General features: G+C 56.7%; 19 protein-coding genes. 5 read left to right on the top strand and 14 right to left on the bottom strand.

All coding sequences use genetic code 11. The features are described from left to right. Positions 1 to 550: 550 nt before the first annotated feature. The 8 genes from Q0K10_RS10430 to Q0K10_RS10395 form a co-directional block, all read right to left on the bottom strand. Complete coding sequence (locus tag Q0K10_RS10430; protein ID WP_294506686.1) at positions 551 to 931, bottom strand: hypothetical protein; 381 nt, start codon at positions 929 to 931, stop codon at positions 551 to 553. After that, entirely contained in the window at positions 928 to 1998 is a 1071-nt protein-coding gene (locus tag Q0K10_RS10425; protein ID WP_294506684.1) for a hypothetical protein, read from the bottom strand. The genes Q0K10_RS10430 and Q0K10_RS10425 overlap by 4 nt, the downstream gene beginning before the upstream one ends. Beyond that, entirely contained in the window at positions 1995 to 5459 is a 3465-nt protein-coding gene (locus Q0K10_RS10420) for a serine/threonine-protein kinase (RefSeq protein WP_294506682.1), read from the bottom strand. The genes Q0K10_RS10425 and Q0K10_RS10420 overlap by 4 nt, the downstream gene beginning before the upstream one ends. A 1-nt stretch (position 5460) precedes the next feature. After that, the gene (locus Q0K10_RS10415) at positions 5461 to 7830 is read right to left on the bottom strand and encodes an ATP-binding cassette domain-containing protein (RefSeq protein ID WP_294506688.1); all 2370 of its coding nucleotides are present in this window, start codon (positions 7828 to 7830) and stop codon (positions 5461 to 5463) included. 132 nt (positions 7831 to 7962) lie between these two features. Next, positions 7963 to 9204: a hypothetical protein gene (locus Q0K10_RS10410; RefSeq protein WP_294506680.1), complete on the bottom strand. Its 1242-nt coding sequence runs from the start codon at positions 9202 to 9204 to the stop codon at positions 7963 to 7965. A 42-nt stretch (positions 9205 to 9246) separates the two neighbouring features. Next, positions 9247 to 10203 (bottom strand): M48 family metallopeptidase, encoded by a 957-nt coding sequence (locus tag Q0K10_RS10405; RefSeq protein WP_294506678.1) that lies wholly within the window; start codon positions 10201 to 10203, stop codon positions 9247 to 9249. A gap of 179 nt (positions 10204 to 10382) precedes the next feature. Next, on the bottom strand, positions 10383 to 12350 hold the full coding sequence (locus Q0K10_RS10400) for a S16 family serine protease (RefSeq protein WP_294506676.1): 1968 nt from the start codon (positions 12348 to 12350) through the stop codon (positions 10383 to 10385). Positions 12351 to 12832: 482 nt separating this feature from the next. Beyond that, positions 12833 to 13612: a DeoR/GlpR family DNA-binding transcription regulator gene (locus Q0K10_RS10395; protein ID WP_294506674.1), complete on the bottom strand. Its 780-nt coding sequence runs from the start codon at positions 13610 to 13612 to the stop codon at positions 12833 to 12835. A gap of 184 nt (positions 13613 to 13796) precedes the next feature. Here Q0K10_RS10395 and Q0K10_RS10390 point away from each other — a divergent pair, with 184 nt between their 5' ends. Then, complete coding sequence (locus tag Q0K10_RS10390; protein WP_294506672.1) at positions 13797 to 16190, top strand: glycerophosphodiester phosphodiesterase family protein; 2394 nt, start codon at positions 13797 to 13799, stop codon at positions 16188 to 16190. After that, positions 16187 to 17125, top strand: coding sequence for a PfkB family carbohydrate kinase (locus Q0K10_RS10385; protein ID WP_294506670.1), 939 nt, complete (start codon positions 16187 to 16189; stop codon positions 17123 to 17125). Before Q0K10_RS10390 ends, Q0K10_RS10385 begins: the two co-directional genes overlap by 4 nt. 80 nt (positions 17126 to 17205) lie before the next feature. Here Q0K10_RS10385 and Q0K10_RS10380 read toward each other — a convergent pair whose 3' ends face one another. Continuing rightward, on the bottom strand, positions 17206 to 18186 hold the full coding sequence (locus Q0K10_RS10380; protein ID WP_294478816.1) for a class II fructose-bisphosphate aldolase: 981 nt from the start codon (positions 18184 to 18186) through the stop codon (positions 17206 to 17208). Between the two features lie 225 nt (positions 18187 to 18411). Between Q0K10_RS10380 and Q0K10_RS10375 the strand changes: the two genes are divergently transcribed. From Q0K10_RS10375 to xseB, 3 genes are all read left to right on the top strand, one after another. Then, positions 18412 to 20613 (top strand): sialate O-acetylesterase, encoded by a 2202-nt coding sequence (locus Q0K10_RS10375; protein WP_294506668.1) that lies wholly within the window; start codon positions 18412 to 18414, stop codon positions 20611 to 20613. 66 nt (positions 20614 to 20679) lie between these two features. Continuing rightward, positions 20680 to 21648, top strand: coding sequence for an acetylxylan esterase (locus Q0K10_RS10370; protein ID WP_366942995.1), 969 nt, complete (start codon positions 20680 to 20682; stop codon positions 21646 to 21648). A gap of 19 nt (positions 21649 to 21667) precedes the next feature. Continuing rightward, a complete protein-coding gene (gene xseB / locus Q0K10_RS10365; protein WP_294506663.1) occupies positions 21668 to 21997 on the top strand; it encodes an exodeoxyribonuclease VII small subunit in 330 nt (109 codons plus the stop codon). Here the strand turns inward: xseB and trpA are convergent. Genes trpA through trpD form a run of 5 tightly spaced genes read right to left on the bottom strand, consistent with a single transcriptional unit; the run spans position 21994 to position 26309 of the window. Then, positions 21994 to 22779, bottom strand: coding sequence for a tryptophan synthase subunit alpha (gene trpA, locus Q0K10_RS10360; protein ID WP_294506661.1), 786 nt, complete (start codon positions 22777 to 22779; stop codon positions 21994 to 21996). The genes xseB and trpA overlap by 4 nt on opposite strands. A 3-nt stretch (positions 22780 to 22782) precedes the next feature. Continuing rightward, the gene (gene trpB / locus Q0K10_RS10355; RefSeq protein WP_294506659.1) at positions 22783 to 23961 is read right to left on the bottom strand and encodes a tryptophan synthase subunit beta; all 1179 of its coding nucleotides are present in this window, start codon (positions 23959 to 23961) and stop codon (positions 22783 to 22785) included. After that, positions 23958 to 24545 carry a phosphoribosylanthranilate isomerase gene (locus Q0K10_RS10350; RefSeq protein WP_294506657.1) on the bottom strand — a complete coding sequence of 196 codons (588 nt, stop codon included), beginning with the start codon at positions 24543 to 24545 and terminating at the stop codon, positions 23958 to 23960. Before Q0K10_RS10350 ends, trpB begins: the two co-directional genes overlap by 4 nt. Continuing rightward, positions 24524 to 25303, bottom strand: coding sequence for an indole-3-glycerol phosphate synthase TrpC (gene trpC, locus Q0K10_RS10345; RefSeq protein WP_294506655.1), 780 nt, complete (start codon positions 25301 to 25303; stop codon positions 24524 to 24526). Before trpC ends, Q0K10_RS10350 begins: the two co-directional genes overlap by 22 nt. After that, positions 25287 to 26309 (bottom strand): anthranilate phosphoribosyltransferase, encoded by a 1023-nt coding sequence (trpD, locus tag Q0K10_RS10340; protein ID WP_294506653.1) that lies wholly within the window; start codon positions 26307 to 26309, stop codon positions 25287 to 25289. The genes trpC and trpD overlap by 17 nt, the downstream gene beginning before the upstream one ends. Positions 26310 to 26311 lie beyond the last annotated feature (2 nt).

The following is a 26311-nucleotide window of genomic DNA, read 5'->3' as shown; positions in this document are numbered from 1 at the left end:
CAATTGGCGAATTTTTTCAGAGCCCGTGTCGGGCTGCCGGCAATATCGCCTTGAAGGCGTGGTGCATACCACCGGCTAAGCCGGTGGTTTTGATTTTGCTCTGTTTTCGCGTTTGAGCTCAAGTTTCCTCATGATTCTCAAAATAACCGGATAAAAACCGGATATAAATTTTGGGTCTGCTGCAAGTCTGCTTCACCTCAAAATACAAGGAAAACCGTTTCTCTCATCGTTACAAAAACCGGAATAACCGGATAAAAAACATAAAAGAACGGTTTTCCCACCTCTGTTTTTTATGTTGAAATATGTATGATTTCTGATGGGTCTGGTTGTAAAAAAGGGCGAAGATATATTAACACCGGTTGTTTGAGAATTGGAAACCGTGTTTGGTAACGAATGGTACCATGTCCAGAGATAGGAGTCAGACAATTTCCTCGTTGCCGTTTCTAACCATAATTTGGATCGGGATTCCTGTTTTTTTTACCATTTAAAGGAGGTTGGATTGCGGTTGGGCAAGGGCAGTGTCCGATATTTTTCCTGTTTCATGGCAACCTCACGGAAGTAGGATGACCCTGTGACCTTTGAGTTTTTTGATATAGTCATCATACGTGCGAATCCTCTGCATGAGCTCCGGTTCATCGGAAACGAGGTTTGACAGCAACTCCAGTTCCTGACTGGAAAAGGTTGACCCGTAATAGTCTTCGGAATTATCGAGTTTAATCCGGATTGCGGAAATCAGCCCCAGAGCGCTCAAGGTGTTACACTGCGACTCCGGAATGCCGCAGCGCCTGGCGAGCGAACGCAGTTCCGCCTTTTCCTGTTCAAAATCCGGCGGCGTCGGAGAGTTTTGCCGCTGCTCCAGACAGCAGCCGAGAAACAATCCGGAAAATCCAATACACACAATCACGGCAAACAACAGAAAACAGGTTTTCATTTTTCCTTCTCCACATTTTCTTCAAAAATAAATTCATGAACAAAACGGATGTAATTTTCCGCTTGCAGGATAATCTCTTTTCCTTTCCATTTCCCTTTCTCCTTCTCTGTCGCATATTCGTATTGCTCTTTTAAAGCATTATTATTCATCATCTTCTTCTCAAATTCTTCACTGGATTTCAGCCTTTCATATCCCTGCCGCTCAAACTCATCGCGCAACTCGCGAAGCACTTCGGCGCGGGTGGTTCCGGCCGGGGTGTTCGACTCCTTCACCTCTTCCGAATGGGATGACAATGCCTTGTCTGATTTCTGAAAAAGCAGTACGCACAAAAGCAGGCAGTTGAGCAGCAGCGACCCGGCAAGAAGGATCGGCAGAACAGTTTTCCATTTCGGGGAACGGACTGCGTGGGGGGCGCCTTCCGAAAGGGAAACGGGTTCCTGCGTCCGTGGAGTCATTTCCCGGATGAGTTCGCCGGAAGTGGAGACACAGTTGCGGTCGCGCGGCAACGGAACGAATTCGGAGATCACATAGAGCTGCAGCTCATCGATCGGACGAAACGAAAACGAGGCCCACGAAGTCGAATCTATCGCGTTTTTCAATAACCCGGTCAGAAGCGGAAGCTCCGGTTTGCGGCTGCGGACAGCGAGTTTTTCGTGATTCCAGTTCCAGGAGGTCTCTCCCCAGGGCAGCGTGTAGCAGCTTTCCTCGAACGTCGCGGAAAACACCGGGCCGGGTTCGTATTTCGTCCGGAACGCCTTCTCTTGAATCAGAACGCCGATTCCGAATCCCGCACGTTCCAGCTCGAACTGACCGCCGATGAATGCGTGGAAGAACAGCGTCATCCTCCCCTCCCCGTCCGGAGTACCCGCACAGCCGGAAATCATATACCGGAAGCCGTTTTCAATATGATGGATGTAAAACGGTTCCACAACGGGACTTCCGTCCGGAGTACCCGCCGCATCGCAGAGCCGAGTCACCACCGCGTCGTGTCGAGGATCACTTGATCCGAGCAGCTGATATCCTTTTTCGGGATCCCGCCCGTAAAATGCCTGTTCCAGTGTAATCATTTGCCGAACACCTCACTTTCCATCTCCGGCAACGACTTTCCGGAAATGGTGTAGTAAATTCGAAGCGTGATCAGGTCAAACGTTATCTGAGCACAACCATTGCTCTTCTCAACCCATTTCTGGCCAAAATATATACGATTCCCTTTGGCTGGGTGAATTTCTAAAGTCCGGTATTCCAATTTCCAATCTTTTCCCAATCGTTTCCATGATTCATTATTCGCATATGGCCGAAATCCCCAATTAAACCATTCCCAGGGGCAACACGTTATTGAGAAATCACGGTAAATTGTTTTCCAGTCTCCATAAAAAATATCCGTATTGTCTTTCCAAATATTGCGATCCCAAGATGTTTTCAACTTTTTTCCAAATTTTTCAATTGCATAATCGCTGTTATAGATATACGCACCGTCCTTGTATGCACTCCAACCTTCTACTCTCTCGATCTGGATCGTGTACTTCGGATCATTCTGCATCCACTTGGAATACCTGGATGCGAACTTATAAAGTTTGCTCTCCTGAATCAACTTACTTGGGGTTGCCTTAACTTTGTTGCAAAATTCATTGAGACGAATGAACGCCAACTCCGTATAATCGAATTGATTCCACTTCTCCCAGAATTCCTTCTCCGCCATTTCCGCAACCTTTTTTTCCACCTGGTCGAGATAGGGGTTGCTGCGGTTTTCCAAATAAAATCCTTTCAATTCATCAAGAGCATCAGCCCCGGAACAATGTTGGATTCGAGTGATGAATGCGGTGATCTTTGCAAGTTGCATCTGCTCCCATTCCCGTTTTCCGGAGCTGACCAGCTGATCGATTTGAACTTCAAACCGTTTCCGGAGTTCCGGAGGAAAAAGAACCACGAGCTGCTCTTTCACCGGCCGCACCCAGTCAGGAGCCGTATATACTTCTTGCGTCATCAACTTTTTCTGAGCCTTAGCAGCTTCACTCGCGATGAAATTCGTGACGGTTTGAACGAGAGCGGTCCACAGCTCCGCTTTTTTCGTTTTCACGTCCTGTTCATCAACACCGGGAACGTCAATGTCCTGAAATTGTTTGACTTCATTCACGAGATTCACCAGAGCATCGATATCGTCTCTGAAACCGGTGACCTTTTTCTGCAAAGAATCAAAACGACGCAGGAAAACCATGTTCCGGGCCGATTTCTCCAATTTCCGCAACCGTTCCTCCATTTCCCGACGCTCCTCCACGGGCAGAACACTTTTCCGTTCCGACCACTCACGGTACAACTCGGCTACGTCAGAAGGATACGAAACGATCGTCGTCGATTCAATCAGTCCCCGGAACCTTCGCTCAAGTTCGTTCGCATCAAAACGCTCCACAGCCGGCGGCACCTCCCGGTCATATTTCCCTTTGAGCTCTCCCCGGACCGTTTCCGCCTCCGGCTGCAACGGCTTCCACACAGTGAGACCTGCGGCGATTTTCCGATTGTCCTGATCGGGTCTGCGCAGGGCCCGCTCCAGTACACGCCGGAAGTAATCACCGTTGACGGAATCGATTTCGCGCTCCAGCGCACGTATCTCATTCCGGAACTTCTTCTGGAAGAAATTCATCAGGAACCACGGCTCGCAGGCCGCCGAACACACCTCCCGCCGAAACAGCGGATCGATGTGATTCTGCCGACAGGCGGAGTTCCGCAACTCGAGAAGAGCGTTGCGGTAATCGAGCAAATCGTCCAGAGATCTGGTTCCTTTCCGGTTGAACTCCTCCTGCAAGGCGAGGAAGGAATTCCGGAAGCCGTTCACTTTGAAATATTCCCGTGCACAGTTTCCGCTCCATGCCAGCCCCAGAATCACCGCGACGACGGCGGCGGCAATCGCGATTTTCCTCGCCGCGGTTCTGTGCGACCGGGAGGAAAATCTCTGAAGCAGCCAGATGAAAGGATCTTTGATCCCCTGCGGATTGAGATGCGGATGCTCCTGATTTTCCAGTACGCCGGAAACCGAAACATAGAAAATCTTATAGACGCATTTTTTCTGGATCAGATAGTTCTCCAATTCGCTGACATAACTCTGAAACCGGAGAGCAAACTCCCGCAGGTCGCTCTGAAGCCGGTCAGATGCGGTGACCACCAGGGCGATCGGCGGATTGTTCATCTTTTGGCTGAGCAGTTCGATGTAATGCTTCATGTCCGACATCAAGCTGTTTTTTCTGCGGACGTCATGCCACTGCCTGCCGCCGGGATTCAGCAGAATCAACGCGCCGTCCGGATTCTTGAGAATGGCCTGGTCGAAATTTTCCATCTCCAGGCGTTCTCCGGCGTACTCGTCAAATGCAATGGACTCCTCCCGGCCTTTGTAGTTGAGCTTGAACCTCAGCCGGGTGATGTCGCCCACACTCGTCGCCGCGGGCCAGTGCCCCTCCTCCAGAATCGTCTTCGTGTTGATCGCATGGATTCCGGTCTGCGTTTTGCTGCCGGGATCCTCCACCGAAAAATCTTTGTCCTGCGTGGCGTACAACCCGGCCGCCAGAACCGTTTTCCCCGAACCCGTGTGGCCGATGAGAACGAGTTTATACTCCCTGCCCCTGCCCTTCGCCGCGGCGGAAGCGGCCGGAGCGGACGACTGTTCCACGGGAACGGCGGCGGTTGTCGCCGAGGAGATTTTCCCGACCGCCTCCAGGCGCTGGATGAGAATCGCCACGGACAATATCCGCTGGTTCAGGTCGTTTTTCAACGACTCTTCGATGATTTTCCCAAGATCGGCCGGAATTCCGAGCGACGGAAATTTAACGAGAATACTTTCGGGTTCGTGGTTCTGCTTGTAAATCGCCATCTGGGTCGGCGTTTTTCCACAGTCGCGATCGAACGGCGTCTCCCCCGTGAGAATCTGATAGAGGATGACTCCGAGCGCGTAAACGTCATTCTGAGCGGTGATCTTCCGCCCCTGAAACTGTTCGACCGGCATGTACTGCGGCGTACCGTGCACCTGATCGATGGTGACGTCCTGCCCGATAAGTTCGGTCCGGACGCCGTCGCTGATGCTCATGGTATCCCAGTCGATGATGGCGATCCCGCCGGTCTTTCCGACGATGATGTTGGCGGGTTTCAAATCGCCGTGAAACACATTGTGCTCATGCGCGACCAGAACGGCACGCGCGATTTTCAGAATCAAATCCACCGCATCCTGTACCGATCCACGCCGGGCCGCGAGCCATTTATCCAGAGGATAACCGTCGCGGTATTTCCGCAGAAAAGCCACGTAATCAGGTGTTTCCACCATCTCCTCAAAGAGGGCGATCCGCTTCTGCTCCTCCTCGTTGAGAATTGCGCTGAAACGCACCTGCCGCCTCAGCCGTTTCACCAGGGCTTGCAGTTTTTCCGCATTGCCGGTTTCAATTCGCTTGGCGATATAATCGACGCCGTCGACCTCCACGTGCCAGGTGGATTGATACTGCTGGTTCTCCGCGATCCGGGTCTTCCAGACGATTGACTTCTCATTCAACTTACCGGCCCTCCCACTCCTTCTCATTCCTTATCTGAAACAAAATCATCAAAGCCAGCGAAAGCGCCAGATATGCCCCCAGAATCAGAATCGTTTCACACCAGGCTTCCCTGAGTTTCTCCGGTGTAACCTTCCGATTTCCGAGCCGCAGGCCGTTCAGCCGATCCATCAGAACCTCCGGCGCGTGGCACGGCATGATTCTCTGAACCGCCACGGCAACCGGGGCATAATTGCCGGAGTCATCCCCGCTTTTTCCGGAACCGGGCGCAAGAAGTCCGTCGGAATAGTTGTCGTTCCGGATGATCGGCTGGCTGAAGAACAGCACCGGAATCAGGATGACCGGAAGCAGTCCGACAGCCGCGTTCTCCTTCTTGAAGATCGCCGAGATGGCCAGTCCGATCCAGGCTCCCGTGACACTGACCAGAAACAAGACCCCAAAGAGCTCACCGGTCAGCAGCAATTCACTCCCCGGATCCGTGTTCGGATTGGCGAGCGGAAACTGCGGCAGAATCCCGAAGAAAAACAGCGCGAAAATCGAACTCTGCAACAGACACATCAGCGTCGCCCACGAGAGTTTCCCCACCAGATACGAGGAAACGAAAATCCGTTCCAGCCGTTCCAGACATCTCCACGGAATGCGTTCCCGAACCAGTTCCCGCACGGAGTTGTTGATCCCGAGCCAGAACACCGCCACCGAAGCGAAAAACAGAACCTCCTTTGCGCCGTCCGATGAGACCAGATCGTAGGCGCAGGCCATCTTCAGCACCAGCGCCACCAGAAACGGCTGCAGAATCATCTGAATGAAACAGCCTGAAGTCCAGAATGTTTTCCACCACACCCCGCCGTTTTTGAAACTCAGCAGCTCAAAGAACATCCGCTTCCAGTAACCGTAAATCTGCTTGAACGCATCCGGCCGGCCGTTCGCAGTCAACGGCCGGCTCGATGCCGCCTGCCGGTATTTGGACGCCAGAGAAGAGTCGGCATACTGACCGGCAAATTTCCGTGCGGTTTCCCGCTGTTCCTCACAGCTGCCCGAAGCGAAAATCCGGTAGAGTTCCGTGGGCCGGTCGATCCGGAAGAAGTTCAGCAGTTCGCCCGGCGTCCCGCAGAACACCAGCATCCCCCGCGAAAGAACGATGATCTTGTCGAACAAATCGATGTTTTCAATGATATGTGTCGAACAGATCACGCTCTTATTCTGGTTTGAAATCCGCTTCAGATATGCCATCACCTCGGTTTCGGTCGCCGGATCGAGTCCGGAGGTGGGCTCGTCGAGCACGAGCAGCTGCGGTTTACGCAGCAGCGCCAGCGCGATTCCGGCGCGTCGCTGCTGGCCGCCGCTGAGCTGGGAAGTGCGTTTGCGCAACTCGCTTTCGAGTCCGAGCAGCCGCAGGGCGTCAAACGCATCTTTCCGGCTGATTCTGCGACCGCGCAGCGCATGCAGCGAACGATAGGCGGCGAACTCCTCGCGCAGCGTCAAGTCCGGATGAAGCGTGTTTTGCTGGGGTTGGTAAGCGACCGCGTCAAGGTAGGCTGCCGGAAACGGCTGACTGCATCTTTCCCCGTTGACCTCCATCGTTCCGCCGGTAAACTTCGCAAGGCCGACGATGCGTTGAATCAGACTGCTTTTGCCGCAGCCGCTCGGGCCGAGAACCCCGACGAACTCCCCTGGCTCAATGCTGAAATTCAGATCCCGGAGGATCGAAAATCCATTTGCCGCCTCTGCTGCGGCATTGCGGAACGTCAAAGCGATTCCCGCGGAGTCGTCGTGTCCGAAGGTGAGACTGTCCCCCTGAAACACAAAATCGAGCCCGGCAATCGAGATCTCATCGCCGGGATAGAGTTTTTTGTTTCTCACACGTTCGTTGTTGATTTTAACTCCACTGGTCGAAGCACAGTCCACCAGCCACCACGCCTGATCTTCGTCCCGGCGATATAAAAGCGCATGACAGGAATCCGCACCGGAAATCAGAATTCGGCATCGGGTCGGATCGTCGCCGATGTAAATCCGCGTTCCCTCCAGTCCGATTTCATTTGGAGAGCAGAGCGTCCCCTCAGGAAGCGCAGTCACCCGGTTCTGTTCATAGGTGATCATGACCTTCAGCAGAAACACACCGATCGTAATGATCGAACCGTTCTCCAGTGGAGCGCTTTCGACGGAACGGCCGTCGACCAGAAGCTCATGCGCACCGAGTTTCTCAATCCGCCAGCTGTCGCCGGTACGGGACACCCGCGCATGGTTCTTCGATACGCCGACGCCGTTCCCCAACGCCAGTCCCGCCCCGTCCGGCATGCGGCCGATCGAAAAATCATCGGAGTTCGGCTCAAAGATCTCGCCGTTCCCCCAGACGATTTTCAACCGGGGGCGCATTCCTTTCAAGGAGTATGCCTCCTCGGGCCACTGCGCCGGATCGAACAGGAGACCGCATCCGGAACAAGTCTCGGACACCCTGTGCAATCCCCGACTGCAGACGGGACAGACGTAAACCATGACGCCGCGACCTCACTTCTCGACCGTGACCACTCGCCCCTGGAAATCACACTCTCCGCTGATCCGCGCCGTGAACAGCCAGTGATGGCGGGAGAGCTTCTGCAGATTGGCCTTGCCCTCCACAAATAGGTCTTTGACGATCAGCAGCTTCGGGTTGACCAGCGCATGGCCGTTTTCCAGATTCAGATGGCCGGTCGTATTGCCGTTGTCGTTGACGACGTCGATGGTGCTCGGAGAAAGTGCGATCCGCCAGTCACCGTTCTCCTCATTGGATTTCCGGGTGGCACGCACAACGCCGGAGTAACTGCCTTCCACATAAGGATCGAATGCCTCCTGTATATCCCTTGCCTGAATGTTCCAACTGTGTCCGGGTTCACAATCCTCGTTCGGAACCATGTTGTAATCGATGAAGGCGTTCACGCGTTTGAGAACCATGATTTCCTCTTCGTCGGTCACTTCCGAACCATTTGCGTAGGTGGCTTTGACGAGCATCGGTTCCCCGGAGGCTTTCTGATAGTAGACGATCTTATAACTCTTTCCGGAAATTCCCCGAATGCCGCCAAGCGCTCGCCGAAGTCCCGTATTGGCGAACTCATTGAGGAAAGCCTCCGCCTCCCGGGTGGGCTGCAGTCCGATGGTACCAAGCAGAGAACGTGCATCCGTGCCGTCGATGCTTTTCAACTTTTCCACCACATAATTTTTTGTGGTGAGAACCGGTTGCCCGGAAGCAACGTCTCCGGTCAACAACGCCCATGCGCCGACAGCTTTATCGATCGCGCTGGAAAAGAAATCGATCGGCAATGTATCAAGGGCCAGTCTCATATTCACATCGGAAACGACCAGGGAATCCTGAACGGTTTCAAACGTCCGGATTTCGGTCACTTTGATCTCGCCGCCCTCAAGCGCCTTTTTTTCCTGAATCTCGGAATCGGCCTTCACGATGACAGTGTATTTAAAATTAGCCTCGCCCTGGACTCCCCACTTCGCATCCTCACCGCGTCCGGTGAGACCGAATTCCGCTTTCATGACCCGCGGGACAACCCGGTCGATCGCGGGAACCGGAACCGGATCTTTTACGATTACCGGCATCGGTTCCGGTGGAGCAGGAGGTTCCGGTGGGCTCGGAGGTTCCGGGTTCTCTATTATTACCTCGTTTTCGCCTCCTTTGATCCATGAATAGCCCGCGATGGCCAGAATCACGACGGCGACTCCGATGACACAGCCGATGAGACCCGATTTCAGAGAACTTGACATATTGAATTCCTTTCCGTTTTACTTTGGAGAAGTCTGCTGTTCTTACCGGCCCTTGCCGGTCGTTTCGCCCGCCGCGCCGGAGAGTTCGGCGAGAACCGCCTCGGCCGCCGCGATCCGTTTTTTGTTGAGCGGATGAGTGGAGAAGTAATTCCAGAACGGATCCTCTGGATCCGGGGTGAGTTGTTCGAATGTCCGGAAAAGCGTCACCATCGCCCCGGGATCGTATCCCGCTTTCGCGAGAAAGATCATTCCGAGTCTGTCGGCCTCCTCTTCCATCGTGCGGCTGTACGGCAGCAGAAATCCGAGGTTGCTGCCGATGCCGTATCCGACTTTCAGCAGAAATCCCTGGATCTTTTTGCCGTTGCGTTTGTTCTGTTCTGCGATTTCGGCGACATAGACCTCACCGGCCGACCTCATCATGAGCTTGGTCAGATTTTCCGCGCCGTGGCGCGCAGCCGCGTGTCCGTATTCGTGCGCGAGAACAGCGGCGATCTGATTGTCATCCTTCACGGTATTCAGGAGTCCGGTGTTGACCAGAAGCGTCCCGCCGATCAGGCAGAACGCATTGACGGAATCATCCTTGAGCAGAAAGAGTTTTACTTCGGTCTTTTCCGGAAGAACCGCGGCGATTTTTTCCGCGATCGCGCGGACGCGGGCCTCGGCCGCCGCATCCTGACAGATCAATCCCTGCTGTCTGATCTCTTCCAGGCAGGAGTCCGCAATGGTCTGTTCCTGTTCCGGAGTAAAGATAATCAGGCGTTTCCGGGTGTGTTCGGGTACGACGACGCGGAATTGTGCGGGATTCTTTTTTACTTCGGCAAGAATATCTCTGCTGTTGATTCCAAGTGCTTTGAGTTCCGAATTCAACTGCATTGCGATCTTTGCAGCCACAACGGCCCCGCCTTTGAACCGGTCGCCCCAGGAACGTTTTTCCGTTTCTGCGCCTGCGGTCGTCAGCACCAGAAATCCCGTCAGAAGAAAAAGAAGAAATCGTTTCATAATCCACTCAATATATTTCGTGATAAATTGTGTTTGTTTTCCTGCCTGAATGGCGAATTGTCCCGGCAAGCCGGTCTTACAATTTTCTGTCCGTCACACGTTCCTTCTCCTTCTCCGAGTTTTCATTTGCGCTCCTCCGGTGCTCCTTGCCGGGAATCAGATGTCTTCTCCCTCGTGGATCACTCCTTCCGGAAGCTCATCAGCAGCGCTTTGGAATAGAGCGAAGCGCGCCAGTAGGGAATCAGAACGTCGGTCGGGGGGCCGTCGGTTGCTTCGGCGATTTCAAAGTCACAGATGGCAGGCAAACACGGGATACCGGCGTTGACGCATTCGTTGATGTTGCGGATCGCCGCCTCGCGCGCGTTCCGCCGGAGGTGGGGAATGAAGTCATTGCTCTCATCCGCTCCGTAAGTCATCAACACCGCTGAGGCCATCGCCAGTGTTTCGACCTGCGACTTCAATGACGCCTGCAGATGGTAATCCGGAAAAGACGGCTTTTCATCGGCGGCAGGAGAGAGCATGCCGTGAAAATCATCAGAATGTTGCAGTTGTATCTGAAACGGCAGCAGCAACGGATCCTCCTTGAGCACATCCAACTCGGAAACCTCTTCCCCCTGTGCACTCAACATGGCCAACAAGGCCTGCAGATTTCCCCAGGCCGCGGCCCCCACCGCATGCGCGCCCGAATAAAAAAGACGTTCCACCTCGGACGCACGCCGGTTCGGCCGCAGCCGCGGCAGCGTATCGCCCAGCTCTCCCAGAAAATCATCGTAAAGGCTGGTATCCATCAGCGAAAGATGCAGGAACATCAACATGTCTATCTCATGGTTCATGTAACCGCTTAACTCCTCCTCATCAGCCTGAGACAACACCGATTCATCGACTCGACGCAAATCCAGGTACAGCCAGCATCCCTGCAGATGGACTTGCGTACCAACCGGTTCCAGCTGGGCGGCGATCTCCGTCTGCCCTTTTCGAAACGGGAAATAACCAATGAGAGGATACTCTTCCGGATATTGTTTCCTTATGGATTCCGCATTGAGATGACACTGCTCCTCGCTGCAGACCTGAGCATATCCGGGGAGCGCTTTGCGAAAAGCCGGAATCCATTTCCGAATCCTGGCTTTATCAGAAGATACAAGCTGCCCCCAAAACGACTCATTGTCTTTCTGGAACTGTTGAAGATACGCGGCAGTTTTCCCCCACGCGATCCAGGTCTGCCAGGTACGGAACATCTGTTCGGTCGCGGGAAGCAGTTTCCCCTCCTGATAATACGTTTCCGCCATCGCCGGAGAAAGCCGATAGGAGTGCGCCCAGCTGAAATCCGCACAATCCGGATTCTCCGCAAGTTGCTTCTCGACCACGTCCCGCAGCGCCTTGTAATACTCAATCAAAACATCCTCGGTCGCGGCGGAAAGTTTTGTCATCTCCCGCACGTTCACGTATTCGCTTCCGGAGTAAGGCAGATTGTGGAGAATGGCATACGCCTCGGAGATATTCGTCACCCGGTACAGTTCAACCTTGAGCTCTTCCGCAAGCCGGCTCAAGTCAACATCTTCTCCCTGTGGATCTTTCACGATGCGCAGAAAGGCGGGGATGAAGATTCTCCGGACGCCGGAACGGGCCGCCGCGCGCATTTTTTCAGGGATTCCGCCGACGACGCCGATCGTCCCGTCCGGCAGGATCGTGCCGGTCATTGCAAAGTCGTCCGGCAGGGTGCGACCGTCCAGTGCCGAAAGAATCGCGAGGCAGGTTACGCCTCCGGCGCTCGGCCCGTCGATGTTACCGGAAAATTCCAGCGTGATGGTCACGCCGTGCATCGTATCGTTGCGCAGCATCGCGGCCGTGATCGCCGCCAGCCAGACACTGTTGCGGATCGTCTCGCCGCTGCCGCCGGGGGTGTCGTCGCCGATCAGAATCCGCAGCGGCTTGTCGTCGCCGGTTCGGGAAAATTTCAACGGCAGCCGGGAAATTTGCCCATGGCTTTCATCGCCATAAACGGTCAGACAGGGAAGCCGGTATTCGATCAATTGCGATGACGGGGAAGCGGACGCCGATGACTCCCGTGCCGCGGCACCATACGAAACAAGCATACAGCAGACAACCATCGCCGTAAACAAAAACAACCTGCTCAATCTGCCGCCCATACCGATCTCCTCTGTTTTCGTTTGTTCTGAAGCCGACAAACGTCCCCGCTGACACCAACGCGCACGATTTTATTCTATCATGAGGAGAGGCGGCCGGACAGGTTGTTTCCGCCGAGTGAGTGGTACTTGCAAGTTTCTTCGTGCGGACGGAAATCTGCTCCCGGCCGGAACGCCTCTCTATGGACTCTTACTGACTTGTCGACAGGCCGATCTTACACGGAAAACCAAAATTCACCGCAAAATTCCATGCAATCCTCCTCCGGCACGAACGATTTTCAGATTCAGAAAAGCTGACAAAGGTTGCAGATTTTATCGTACAAGTCGATCATTTTCATCAGCACAACCGGAAAATCCGGCATCTCAGGAATATATCCCTCCCGGCCGGTTTTGTCAAAGCAAAATCTGATATTTTTTCCATGATTCACGACCTGACATCGAAAAACAAGGTACTTTTACAGGAAAGGAAATCAGGATGTTTTTTTTCAGTTCGTCGGCATGGAGAGAACGAGCACTCGAACCCCGCGTTTTCTCAACGCCGCGACCACGGGGTGTTTTTCCGGATCGAAGTCGGTAATGAGAAGCGAAATTCGGTCTGCCTCCAGGCTCCGGCACAACGCCTTGCCGCCCAGTTTTCCCGAATCGGCGATCACAATCAGTTGCTCGGAGTTCTCCATCATTTTCCGCTGGAGTTCCGCCGCATCTTCGCGGTTGTCATAGAGAAAATCCCCGTCGAGCGCGGTCCCGGAAATGACTGCGGCATCAGCATGAAAATGCTCCACCGTACGAACCGCTTCCGGGCCGACCAGAATCTCCGACTTCCGGTTGTAAACGCCACCGGTAAGCTGCAGCAGCGGCATCGGCTCCCCAGCCTCCGCACAACTCCGCAGCAGAGCCAGGGAATTCGTGATGACCCGCAAGTCAGGACGGGCGAGAAAATGACCGAGTTGTGCGGTAGTGGTTCCTCCGTCGACAAATATGCATCCCTGCAACGGCAGCTCCGCCGCGGCCGCCCCGGCAAGCCTGCGCTTGACTTCACGCCGCCACTCCCGACGGAGACCGATCGGGAGAGCCGGGTCTCCACGGAAGTCAGCGGCCCGGATTCCTCCATGAAACCGGCACGCTTCGCCGTTCGCCGTCAGAAATTCAAAATCCCGGCGGATCGTCACTTCACTGACCCCGAATCGATCGGCGGCTCCGGCGCTGGTCAGAATCTCCCCCCGGCGCAGCAGCCGGATCAATTGTTGAATCCGTTCTCGTTTCATGGAAATACTGTACTCAAAAAAAAGACATTTTGCAAGCGGAAGAATGATCGAACATTCATTTTTTTTGAATGTTTGAAAGTTTTCTGACGGATTCCGGCCAATTCCGATTGTTTTCCGCGCCAATACGATTACACTAAATGGCAAAAGGTCGAAACAATCCATCCTTCAACCGAAAGGGAAAACGATGCCGAGATTCTTCAAAGTGGTAGGTCACCGCGGGATGCCTTCCCGTTATCCGGAAAACACGTTGCCTTCGTTCCGTGCCGCCATCGAAGCGGGAGTGGATGCCATCGAGTTCGATGTGCACCCGACCCGCGACGGGCGGCTGGTCGTGACGCATGATGACACACTCGAACGATGCAGCAACGGCACCGGTCCGGTTCGCGACCGGACGTTCGAGGAACTGCGGATTCTGGATTTCGGCTCGTGGAAAGAGAGCAAATTTGCAGGCACGCAGATTCCATCCCTGGAAGAAGTGATCGATCTTGCCTGTGGAATGAGCGGCACCGTCGAACTGCTGATTGAACTCAAGGAGGACGATCCGGCCTGTGCATTGGCCGTGCTTGAGGAGATTACGAAACGCGAACTGCTTCACCGGGTCGTCGTCCTTTCGTTTTACGCGAATCTGCTGAAACTGCTGCATGAGCGCGAACCCCGGCTGCGGGTGCAGGGATTCCCGATCGAAACGTTCGCGAGGTCCGAACCGGATGCCTACGAGTGGCTTTTCCGGCTCTGCCTCTGGCGCGACGGAATCACCCGGGAAAAGATCGACTTCTTTCATGCGCGCGGAATCGAAGTGGACGTCTGTCCTGTGGACTCCCGGGAAGAACTCGAAGCCATCCGGAATCTGGAAGTCGACACCGTGACCACCAACGCCGCCGATGTGCTGATGCCGCTGCTGCAGGATCTTGAACTGCGTCCGGCTCCGCTGCCGCGGACATTCGCAGCCTGGCGACTCCATGGGAAAGGGATGGAGCAACTGATCTGCGAGGAACTGCTTCTCCCGGAGCCGGGACCGGAGGAGATGCTTGTCCGCATCGACGCGGTCGGGCTCTGCTTTTCCGACATCAAGATCATCCGGGCGGGCGGCGATCATCCGAAGCTCTATGGAAGAGACCTGGCCGCCAGCCCGCTCACGCCGGGCCATGAAGCGGTGATGACCATCGTCAAAACCGGCGATGCCGTTCCGCTGCATTATGCCCCCGGGCAACGATTTCTGATTCAGTGCGACATCTACGTCAACTCCCGCAGCTGCGCCTACGGTTATGCGATGGATGGAGCATACGCGCAGTACGGTCTCATTGATGCGCGGGTCTGGAGAGGCGAAGGACGCAGTTATCTGCTCGATTTTCCGGAGAGGCTCTCCTGTGTGGCCACCGCCCTCATCGAACCCTGGAGCTGTGTGCGCGGATCGTATGGCATCCGGCATCGGGACACCCCAATGCCGGGCGGCCGTACGCTCATCGGATCGGGAAAGGGAGAAAGCGGGAGTCTCCGGGCGGGGGAACTTTTCCGCACCTTCGCTCCCGGCGAAATCGCCGCATTTCAACTTTCGGAGACAGCCGTCCGAAATCTGGAAGAGGAACTCGGTCGGCCGGTTGTGCGGTTGACCGACCTTCCCGCCGGGGAACGGTTCGACGATATCGTCTGCTGGAATGTGACCGATCGCGGACAGGCCGAGGCGCTCGCGGAGCTCGCCGGGCAGCATGGCATCGTCAGTTTTCTGGGGAAAACACCTGACGTTCCCAGTCGGATCGACGTCGGCGCCCTGCACTATCAGAACCGTTATTATCAGGGGGCGACCGGCGGGGATATCTCCGCTCTTTACCGCAGGGAACGGCGAACCGGACTGCGTCCCGGCGGCAACGCCTGGTTCGTCGGTGGCGCGGGAGCGATGGGACAGATGCACGTGGAACTGGCCATTTCCGCCCCGGACAGCCCTTCCCGAATCCTCGTCACGGACCTCGATACGCAGCGGCTGGAACACCTGAAACGGCAACTCTCCCAGCGGGCCGCGGCAAAAGGAATCGAATTGAAATTCCTGAATCCCGGCGCCGTCGACCGGGAACGGTTTTCTGAGGAGCTCCGCCACTTTGCGCCGGAAGGATTCGACGATGCGGTCATTCTCGTTCCGAGCGCGGCACTTGTGGAGGAAGCGGCTCGGTTCCTCCGCGATGGAGCGCTGGTCAATGTTTTTGCCGGAATCCCTGCGGGGGAGAGCGCAGCTCTCGATCTCGGGGCGATCACCCGCCGGGCAGTCCGCTACACCGGTTCCAGCGGCAGCAGTTTCGACGATATGGCCGAAACCCTGCGTCTCGCCGCGACGGGGATACTCCACCCGGAGCGCGCCCTCGCCGCCATCGGCGGCATGAACGCACTGAAAAAAGGTTTGGAAGCCGTAGCGGCAGGAAGTTTCCCCGGAAAAACCGCGATTCTGCCACACTGTCCCGACCTTCCCTTAACCGCGATTTCCGATCTCGGCAAACTGGATCCGGAACTCGCCGCCACCCTCGATGAAAACGGCTGCTACACGCTCGCGACCGAAAAAGCATTGATCCGGAAGTGGGGGAAAGCATGAATCGCCCCTCCCCAGAAATCCTCGTATTCGGCGCGAATCCGGCCTGGCAGAAGACCCTCACATTCCCCCGGCTCACGCTGGGCGAAGTCAATCGTGCGACCGCGCGGGACGCCTATGCCGCCGGAAAAGGCGTCAACTTCTGCCGAGCAGCGGCCTGCCACGGACGCTGCCGGACCCGGCTCTTCCAATTCAGTGGCGGCGGGAACGGCGAGCGCCATGAGGCGGAACTCCGAACCGGGGGAATCCTTTTTCACCGGATTCTCACCACAGCGGAAACCCGTTGCTGCCTGACCTGTCTGGATCAGGCGACAGGAGAAATGACCGAACTGATCGAACCCTCCTCCCCCGTGACCCCGGAAGAAGCCTCGGCGATGGCCGCTCTTTTCGCGGAACATCTTCCCGCCGCCGCAGGCGCCGCCATCGTCGGGAGCCTGCCGGACGGGACGGATCCGGAACTCTATTGCCGCATCACGCAACTTGCGAAGGAACAGGGAGTTCCCATCCTCTTCGATACGGTTTCCGGAATCGCTCCGGCGCTCGATCTAGCGGAAAGGTTCGTTTTGAAAATCAATCGTCGAGAACTTCAGAAGCTGACCGGAGAAGAGGTTGCGGAAACGGCGCTGACAGTCGCGCGCAGACGCTGGCCGGAAGCGGTTTTCGTCATCACCGGCGGACCGGAAGCCGCATGGCTCGCCGTCGAAAACGAGACGTATCGCTGCAAACAGCCGCCGCTGTCGATTCTCTCCCCGCTCGGAGCTGGCGACACCTGTTCCGCGGTTCTGTTCTCGGAACTGCTCTGCGGAACCCCGGTGAAAGAAGCGTTCCGACTCGCACTTGCAGCGGCCAATGCCAACTGTCTGATTCCGCGAGCCGGGAACTTCGAACCGGAAACACGCGACGCAATCGCTTCACGTCTCTTCGTCGAACCTTTCTGAAATACAAAACAGAAAAAAGAAAAACGGTCCTCCCCGCATGAGGAAGACCGAATTTTTCTGATCGTCAAGCGATCAAGCGCTTATTTGTCGTAAGCGTGGCCGGCAGAACCGAGCACTTCGATGTTCTTGCGCTTGTAGAGCTCTTTCAGCGCGGTACGGGCCGGGCCGAGATACTTGCGCGGATCGAATTCCTCCGGCTTCTCGTTGAAGACCTTGCGGATCGCGGCGGTCATCGCGAGACGGCCGTCGGAGTCGATGTTGATCTTGCAGACCGCGGATTTCGCAGCGGCGCGGAGCTGATCTTCGCCGATGCCGATCGCATCCTTGAGTTTTCCGCCGTTCTCGTTGATGATCTTGACCAGATCCTGCGGAACGCTCGAGGAGCCGTGAAGCACGATCGGGAATCCCGGAATGCGCTTTTCAATCTCGGCGAGGATGTCGAGACGGATCTTCGGATCGTCGCCCGGCTTGAACTTGTAGGCGCCGTGGCTGGTGCCGATCGCGATCGCGAGGGAGTCGACGCCGGTGCGCTTGACGAAGTCTTCGACCTCTTCCGGACGGGTGTAGGTGTGCTTTTCTGCCTTGACATCATCCTCGATGCCGGCCAGAACGCCGAGCTCACCCTCGACGGTGACGTCGAACTTGTGCGCGTATTCGACGACCTTGCGGGTCTCGATGATGTTCTGTTCATACGGCAGATGGGATCCGTCGATCATGACCGAGGAGAATCCCATGTCGATGCAGCTCTTGCAGGTCTCGAAGTCCGGACCGTGATCGAGGTGCAGGCAGATCGGAATGCCCTTGCCGCCGGAAATCTCCTTGGCATATTCGACCGCGCCCTGCGCGAGGTAGCGCAGCAGCGTCTGGTTCGCGTACTCGCGGGCGCCCTTGGAAACCTGCAGAATCACCGGGGACTCGGTTTCGACACAGGCCTGGATGATCGCCTGGAGCTGTTCCATGTTGTTGAAGTTGTACGCCGGAATCGCGTAGTGGCCCTTCATCGCCTTGGCGAACATTTCCTTCGTGTTCACCAGGCCGAGATCTTTGTAGCTGACCGCCATAAAAAGACTCCTTAACTGGTTGTGAATTTCACCGAACAATTTCGGTATTCAATGAGATATAACTTAACTTGGTTTGCTCGAAAATGCAAGCCGGATACGCCGAAAAAACGATGTAAAATCAAAATCCGGCCCGAATTTTCTCATGAACGATTGAAAAAAAACCAATCGGGTATTATAATATGGGAAAATCGGTCGATTCCAATTCAACAAACAAGGAGTGGGAAGATGGGGAGAAAAGTTCCTCTGACGATGGCGTTCGCCGCGGCGATCCTTCTTGCCGGCTGCACAACCCGAACATATGATTGCGGGACGGAAGAAGTTCCGGTCGTTCCGGAACCGGAGGTCGTGATTCCGGCCAGGGCGGAAACGCAGAACTCTTTCCAGTCCATCCCGATGGCGCAGAAATTTTCGGTCCGCAAGGTATACGGAGATCACATGGTGCTTCAGCGCAACTGCCCGATCCGGATCTGCGGAACCGCCGATCCCGGCAAAGTGGTTCTTGTCGGTGTCGGCTCGAACAGCGTGCTCGCGACAGCCGGTGAAAACGGTCTCTGGGAAGCGGTTCTTCCCGCGATGGAGGCGGGCGGCCCCTATATGGTCAGCGTCACCGGCGCTCCCGGCAGCGAACCGATCGTGTTCAAGGACGTTCTGATCGGAGACGTGTGGCTCGCGACCGGCCAGTCCAACATGGAGATGCCCGTTTACAGCAAGGGTCGCTTCTGGTCCTCCAGAAACGGCAAGGAAGAGGCCGCGCAGGCCAACTATCCGAAGATCCGCCTTTACAACGCCACGTCGAAAAAATATGTCTCTCCCGGCATCGTTCAGAGCGAAGTCGTGGGACCGGGCTGGAAACTCTGCACTCCGGAAACCGTCGCGCCGTTCAGCGCCGTTGCGTTCTATTTCGGACGCCAGCTTCAGAAAGACCTCGACGTTCCGATCGGCCTCATCAGCGCAAGCTGGGGCGGAACCGCGATCCAGCCGTGGATCAGTTACGACGCGTATGCACGTGCCGGACGAACGAAGGAGATGTATCAGATCGACCGGATCAGCCGGAACTCGAAGGAGCTTCAGGAAAAATACGAAGCCGCCGTCGCCGAGGCGAAGAAGAAGTTCCTCGACTGGCAGAAGCGGTTCTATGAAACGTACAGCAGGGAGACCGCGGCGGCAGCCTCCTGGAAAAATTCTGATTTCAACGATTCCGACTGGGAAACGGTCTCATGCCAGGAGGCGTTCTTCCCGGGAGATGTAGACGGAGTTGCCTGGTTTCGCAAAACAATCGATCTGCCCGCAAACTGGGCGGGGAAACCGCTCAAACTCTCCCTCGGCGCGATCGACGACTGCGACGAGACATACTTCAACGGCGTCAAAGTCGGAGCGACGGGAACCGACGTCGACAATTACTGGTCGGTCGACCGGAACTATCAGATCCCCGGCAATCTCGTAAAAGCCGGCCGCAACGTCATCGCCATCCGCGTGAGCGATCAGTATGGGACCGGCGGCCTCATGGGCAACACCGACGAAATGTTCCTGCAAAACGGGAATCAGAAGATTTCCATCGCCGGAGACTGGCGCTTCAAACTCGAATTCGCCGCCGACCTGAAACGCATCGGGCTCCGTCCTGATCCGCAGGGATACATGACCTCGGATGAACGTCATCCGAGTTTTCCGGCGACACTCTACAACTCCATGCTCGCTCCGTGGACCGTCTATCCGATCTGCGGCGTGCTCTGGTACCAGGGGGAAAGCAACGCCGGAGATCCGGCGGATTACATCAATCTTCAGAAGTTGCTGATCTCCGATCTCCGGACGAACTGGCACAATCCGAAACTGCCGTTTCTCTTCGTGCAGCTCTCCGGATTTGAAAAGCATTCGCCGGATAAACGGCTTCCGGATGATTACTGGGTCGACCGTGCGCCAGGCAACCCGGCCTGGGCCGCATTCCGTGAAGCGCAGACCGCAACTCTGAGCGAACCCTACACCGGCATGGCCGTCTGCATCGACGCGGGCGACCACTCCGACATCCACCCGGCCAACAAGCAGGTTGTCGGCTACCGGCTCGCGAAGGAGGCTGAACGAATTCATTACGGAAAGAACATCATCTCGGCCGGTCCCAGTTTCCGTTCGATGAAGATTGAGGGGGACAAGGCGATTCTCTCGTTCGACAACGTCGGCGGCGGCCTCGTCGCCTCCGGCAGCAGGGAGGGGAAGCTGAACTGCTTCGCCATCGCCGGGAAGGACGGGAAATTTGTCTGGGCCGACGCCGTCATCGATGGTGACAAGGTCGTAGTCAGCTCTCCGTCGGTCAAGGAACCTGCCGCCGTCCGCTACGGCTGGGTCAGCTATGCGGGCAACTTGAACTTCTATAACAAAGACGGGTTCCCGGCGTGTCCGTTCCGGACAGATAAACCCGATTACATCACGAAATAAGCGGGAAACACATCATGAGGAACGGTCGGATTCCGTTCCCCTGTTTCAACAACGAAAAGGAATTGCATCATGTTGATCGATATGCCGTTGGCCGAAATGAAAACTTATCTCGGCAGCTCTCCCCTTCCAAAGGATTTCGACCGCTACTGGGCGGAATCGCTTGCGGAGCTTGATGCAACGCCGCCGGAACTGGAGCTGACTCCGGCGAAATTTCAGTCGCCGAACGCCGAATGTTTCGACCTCTGGTTCACCGGGACCGGCGGAGCACGGGTTTACGCCAAGCTGCTGCGGCCGGCGAAGGCATCCGGCAAACATCCGGCGGTCGTGCAGTTCCACGGCTACTCCGCCAACTCGGGCGACTGGAGTGACAAACTCAATTTTGTCAGCGCGGGCTTCACGGTTGCCGCTCTTGACGTGCGCGGCCAAGGCGGTCTTTCGCAGGACATGACCCCGATCAAAGGAACGACGCTGCGCGGGCACATCATCCGCGGTGTGGATGATCCCGATCCGAAGAAGCTGCTGTTCCGCAACATCTATCTCGACACGGTGCGGCTGACCCGTCTCGTCATGGCGATGGACGATGTCGATGAAACCCGGGTCGGCGCGATGGGCGGCTCGCAGGGCGGCGGCTTGACGCTCGCCTGTGCCGGGCTCGTTCCGGAACTGAACCGGGCGTGTGCGGTGTTTCCGTTTCTCTCGGACTACCGGCGGGTCTGGAACATGGATCTGGCCAAGGCCGCTTATGAGGAATTGCAATATTATTTCCGCCAGTTCGATCCGACCCATGCCCGCGAGGAGGAGTTTTTCGAGCGTCTCGGGTATATCGACGTGCAGAATCTCGCGCCGCGCATCCGCTGCCAAATTCTGATGGTGACCGGTCTCATGGACACGGTCTGCCCGCCGTCGACTCAGTTCGCGGCGTACAACAAGATCACTTCCAGGAAAGAACATGTGTTCTACCCGGACTTCGGCCATGAGTGGCTGCCCGGCAACGGCGATCTCATATTCCAGTACATGTTGGAGATGCTGCAGTAGAATGGCGGAATCAGACTGCATGGAAAAATTTTCGAGCGAAGAACTCGCGGCAATGCCGTTCGAGCAGGCGCTGGAGAAACTCGAAACCCTCGTTGCCAGAATGGAGACGGGACGCCTGCCGCTCGAGGAACTCATGAAGAACTTCGAAGCGGGAAGCGAACTTGCTCGCGCCTGCCGTGCGAAGCTCGATAAACTCGAACGTAAGATCGAACTTCTGACCCGCGACGACGGCGGACAGGGGCAGTGGACCGACTTCGAGTCGGACGTCCCCTCCCCCGTCCGCAATGCGCCGGAGCCGCCCCCCTCCTCCGCGCCGGACACTCCGGCGGGAGAAGAGCTGCCGTTCTAACGCATTCCGCCTGCGATGGAACCGATGAGCGAAACGGCTGCATCGGCGCCGTGGTCGAGCAATGTCCCGACCATGGCGCTCCCGACAACGACGGCATCTGCGTGCGCGGAAACCTCCCTTGCCATTTCGGGGGTTGAGATTCCGAATCCGGCCGCCACCGGGAGACGGCACGCCTGTTTCGCGGCTTCCAGTTCCAGGGCGAGTTCCGGCGGCAGTGAACTGCGCACTCCGGTGACGCCGCGGACCGTGATGCAGTAGACAAAACCGCTGCATCCTTCCGCGATTTTCGCGGCGCGTTCCGGTGAAGTTGCCGGTGAAACCAGAGGAATGAGTTCGATTCCGTATTTATCACACATCGGAATGATTTCGCCCCGCTCCTCCAGCGGAAGGTCGACAACGAGCACCCCATCGACGCCGGCGGCTTTCAGATCCGCGCCGAGACGATCCAGCCCGTGATTCAGCAACACATTGTAATAGGAGAAGAGCACGAGCGGCGTCTCCGGATGGGCCGCACGGATTCGCCCGGCGATTCTGAGAATTTCCGGAAGAGTGGTACCGGCCTTCAGCGCGACCTGTCCGGCTCGTTGAATCACCGGGCCGTCGGCCATCGGGTCGGAAAACGGAACGCCGAGCTCGATCATATCCGCACCTGCATCGATCAGGCGGTGGATGAGGATTTCGCTCTCCTCCGGCGTGGGACAGCCGACGGTGGCGTAAACGACAAGTGCGCTGCGTTGTTCAGCGCGGCAACGGTTCAAACAGCGGTTGATGCGTGATTCCATGATTTATTTCTCCCGGCTTTTCTTGTATTTTGCAATATTGTCCATATCCTTGTCGCCACGGCCCGAGAGACAGACGATGATCGACTCATCAGGCGAATAGTTTTTCGCGACCTTGATCGCCTGAGCGAGCGCGTGACTCGATTCGAGCGCGGGGATGATTCCTTCAAGACGTGAAAGTGTATCGAAAGCGGCGACGGCTTCGTCGTCGTTGATCGCGACATATTTTACGCGTCCGGAATCTGCAAGGTAGCTGTGTTCCGGGCCGACGCCGGGATAATCGAGCCCGGCAGACACCGAGTACGCTTCGACGATCTGACCATCGGGCGTCTGGAGCAGATAGGTTTTGCAGCCGTGCAGAACGCCGACGCGGCCACCGCCGATGCTGGCGGCATGCTTCCCGGTTTCGATCCCCTCCCCTCCGGCCTCGACGCCGGTGAGTTTGACCTCAGGATCGTTGAGAAAAGCGGAGAACATGCCGATCGCATTGCTGCCGCCGCCGACGCAGGCGAGGACTTCCGCCGGAAGTTTCCCGCGTTTTTCGAGGATCTGGCGACGGCTCTCCGTTCCGATCACGGACTGAAAATCACGAACGATCGCCGGATACGGGTGCGGTCCGGCCACCGTGCCGATCACGTAAAAGGTGTTTTCTGCGGTGGCGACCCAGTTGCGGATCGCCTCGTTCATCGCATCCTTCAGCGTGGCGGAACCGGATTCGACGGAGATGACCCGGGCTCCGAGCGTTTTCATCCGTTCGACATTCGGCGCCTGACGGGCGACGTCGACAGCGCCCATGAAGACGTCGCACTCCATTCCGAAGAGCGCCGCGACGGTCGCGGTTCCGACGCCGTGCATTCCGGCACCGGTCTCGGCGATGAGCCGTGTCTTGCCCATGCGCCGGGCGAGCAATGCCTGCCCGATCGTATTGTTGATCTTGTGCGCTCCGGTATGGTTCAAGTCTTCCCGTTTCAGATAGATACGGGCTCCTCCGAGCGACTCGGAGAGCCGTTTTGCGTAATAGAGCGGCGACTCGCGCCCGACGTAATCGGCGAGGAGTTCGCGATATTCGGCCTGAAACGCGGGATCGTCTTTCGCCTTCAGGTACTCTTTCTCAAGCTCGATCAGGGTCGGCATGAGGGTTTCGGCGATGTACTGGCCGCCGTAAATTCCGTAATGTGAGTTCATGATTTTGCTTCCTCGATAAAATGTTGTATTTTTTCTCTTGATTTGATTCCCGGGGAGAGTTCGACGCCACCGGAGACATCGACCCCCCAGGGTTTTACCTGCCTGATTGCGTCGGCGACGTTCTCCGGAGAAAGCCCTCCGGCGAGCAGGATCTCATATCGCTCCGCCGCGAGCGCCGCGCGATGCCAGTCGCAGCAGCGCCCCGAGCCGCCGCAGTCGGAGTCGACGACGAAATGCTCAACACGGTACTCGAAAAACCGCTCAGGCGCCGTCGACGCCGGAAGAGCTTTCCAACTGTGCGTCCCGTCCGCGACGGAGGGCGGCTCATGACCATGAAACTGAATGATGTCGAACAACTTCCGAATTTCTGAAACTTCCTGTTCCGTCGGATCGGCGACCACAGCAACGCTCCGAACACTTGCGGGAAGATCCGCAATGAGTTCGCGCCGCCGTTCCGGCGGGACAAATCGTTTCGAACTCGGAACGAGTACGAATCCGACATAGTCCGCGCCTGCGGCAACCGCACACTCGACATCACAACGCCGGGTCAAGCCGCAGATCTTCACTTTGACAGAAGTTCGCACAGTGTTTCTCCCGGATGTTCGGAACGCATCAGCGTCTCTCCAATCAGAAACGCTTTGGCTCCAAGTTGTTGAAGAGTCATCAAATCCTCACGGCTCCGAATCGCACTCTCGGCGACGGCGAGTTTTTCCGCCGGAATCCTCCGGATCAGCGAACCCGAAAGTTCAAGGCTCGTCTCGAAGGTCGAGAGGTTGCGGGCATTCACGCCAACGATGACAGCACCGTTTTCGAGCAGCATCGAAAGTTCTTCCGCCGTATGGGCTTCGCAGAGAACGTCGAGCCCGAGCGAACGCGCAAACGCGTACAGGCGCCGGAATTCCGCAACGGTCAGCATCGCCGCGATCAGCAGAATCGCATCCGCCCCGTATACACGCGCCTCGAGAATCTGGTACTCATCATAGATGAAGTCCTTGCGCAGCAATGGAATATGAACACATCTCCGCGCCCGTTCCAGATTTTCGAGCGATCCGGCGAAATAGTTGCGCTCCGTCAGCACGGAGAGGGCCGCCGCTCCGGCGTCTTCGAGTTCCGGCGCGAGCATCTCGATATCGAGATGCGGCCGGATCACTCCCTTCGATGGAGAGGCGCTTTTGAGTTCCGCAATCACCCGTGCACCGGGCCGCCTGAGGGCGGATTCAAATCCGAGCGGCTCAGGGAGCGTACCGAGCCGCGTTTCGAGCCGGGAGGCGGGAATGCGCTTCTTCTTCTCTTCGAGTTCGATTCGGCTCTTCGCCACGATCGTATCAAGCACCTTTTCCATGACTCGCCTCAATGAGTTGGTCCAGTTTACGCAATGCCGCGCCGGAGTCGAGAGAACGTTCAGCCAGTGCAATGCCTTCTTTCAGGGTCGGAGCCGCACCGGCGACGTAGATGGCCGCACCGGCGTTCAACAGCACGGAAGCGCGCGGTCCGCCATGGTTTGTACCGTCCAGCACCGAGCGGAGGATCCCGGCATTCTCCTCCGGAGTACCGCCGACAATCTCGGCGGGGTCGTAACTTTCGCCGATCAACAGTTCCGGAAGAAGTTCGCGCGTGCGGATCTCGCCATCCCGCAGCTCAGAGACTCTGGTCGGACCGCAACAGCTGATCTCGTCAATGCCCTCCATGCCGTGCACGACCAGCGCATGCCGGACACCGAGTTCGAGCAGCGCCGAAGCGAAAAGCTCGGTCAGCTCCGGTGCGTAAACGCCGAGCACCATCGCCTTCGCGCCGGCGGGGTTGCACAACGGCCCGAGCATATTGAACACGGTGCGGATTCGCAGTTCGCGCCGGATCACCGCCACATTCGCGAGCACCGGATGCAGTTTCGCCGCGTAAAGGAAACCGATTCCGTTTTCGACGATCTCCTGTTCAATGACCGGAACCGGCGCATCGAGATTGTATCCGAGCGCCGCAAGCACGTCGGCCGAACCGCAGCGGCTCGATGCGGCGCGATTGCCGTGTTTGGCGACCGTCACCCCCGCGCCGGCGGCCACAAATGCGCTTGTAGTCGAGATGTTGAAACTGTTGGAGCCGTCGCCGCCGGTTCCAACCACATCGACGACTTCACGCTGTCCACAGTCGATGAACGCCGCCGCGCGCCGCAGCATGCGGGCCGCCCCGACCAGTTCGGAGCAGGAAACGCCTTTCATCCGCAGTGCGGCCAGAAAAGCACCGATCTGCGAATGCGGCACTTCCCCGCCCGTCACGATCCGCAGCGCCTCCTCCATCTCCGCCGGAGCAAGGTCTCTCCTGCGAAATAGTTTATCAAGATAACGCGTCAGCATTT

This window comes from uncultured Victivallis sp., from assembly GCF_944391105.1.
Lineage (GTDB): Bacteria > Verrucomicrobiota > Lentisphaeria > Victivallales > Victivallaceae > Victivallis.
Note: the sequence above shows the minus strand (reverse complement) of the source record. Positions and strands in the feature narration are given on the sequence as shown.

Bases quoted from the DNA above. Each gene is read 5' to 3' on its own strand.
- trpC (WP_294506655.1), bottom strand. From the start codon at position 25,303: ATGGAAAAGGTGCTTGATACGATCGTGGCGAAGAGCCGAATCGAACTC.
- Q0K10_RS10380 (WP_294478816.1), bottom strand. From the start codon at position 18,186: ATGGCGGTCAGCTACAAAGATCTCGGCCTGGTGAACACGAAGGAAATG.
- Q0K10_RS10395 (WP_294506674.1), bottom strand. From the start codon at position 13,612: ATGAAACGAGAACGGATTCAACAATTGATCCGGCTGCTGCGCCGGGGG.
- trpD (WP_294506653.1), bottom strand. From the start codon at position 26,309: ATGCTGACGCGTTATCTTGATAAACTATTTCGCAGGAGAGACCTTGCT.
- Q0K10_RS10405 (WP_294506678.1), bottom strand. From the start codon at position 10,203: ATGAAACGATTTCTTCTTTTTCTTCTGACGGGATTTCTGGTGCTGACG.
- Q0K10_RS10400 (WP_294506676.1), bottom strand. From the start codon at position 12,350: ATGGGCGGCAGATTGAGCAGGTTGTTTTTGTTTACGGCGATGGTTGTC.
- xseB (WP_294506663.1), top strand. From the start codon at position 21,668: ATGGAAAAATTTTCGAGCGAAGAACTCGCGGCAATGCCGTTCGAGCAG.
- Q0K10_RS10415 (WP_294506688.1), bottom strand. From the start codon at position 7,830: ATGCGCCCCCGGTTGAAAATCGTCTGGGGGAACGGCGAGATCTTTGAG.
- Q0K10_RS10390 (WP_294506672.1), top strand. From the start codon at position 13,797: ATGCCGAGATTCTTCAAAGTGGTAGGTCACCGCGGGATGCCTTCCCGT.
- Q0K10_RS10430 (WP_294506686.1), bottom strand. From the start codon at position 931: ATGAAAACCTGTTTTCTGTTGTTTGCCGTGATTGTGTGTATTGGATTT.
- Q0K10_RS10425 (WP_294506684.1), bottom strand. From the start codon at position 1,998: ATGATTACACTGGAACAGGCATTTTACGGGCGGGATCCCGAAAAAGGA.
- Q0K10_RS10385 (WP_294506670.1), top strand. From the start codon at position 16,187: ATGAATCGCCCCTCCCCAGAAATCCTCGTATTCGGCGCGAATCCGGCC.
- Q0K10_RS10375 (WP_294506668.1), top strand. From the start codon at position 18,412: ATGGGGAGAAAAGTTCCTCTGACGATGGCGTTCGCCGCGGCGATCCTT.
- Q0K10_RS10410 (WP_294506680.1), bottom strand. From the start codon at position 9,204: ATGTCAAGTTCTCTGAAATCGGGTCTCATCGGCTGTGTCATCGGAGTC.
- trpB (WP_294506659.1), bottom strand. From the start codon at position 23,961: ATGAACTCACATTACGGAATTTACGGCGGCCAGTACATCGCCGAAACC.
- trpA (WP_294506661.1), bottom strand. From the start codon at position 22,779: ATGGAATCACGCATCAACCGCTGTTTGAACCGTTGCCGCGCTGAACAA.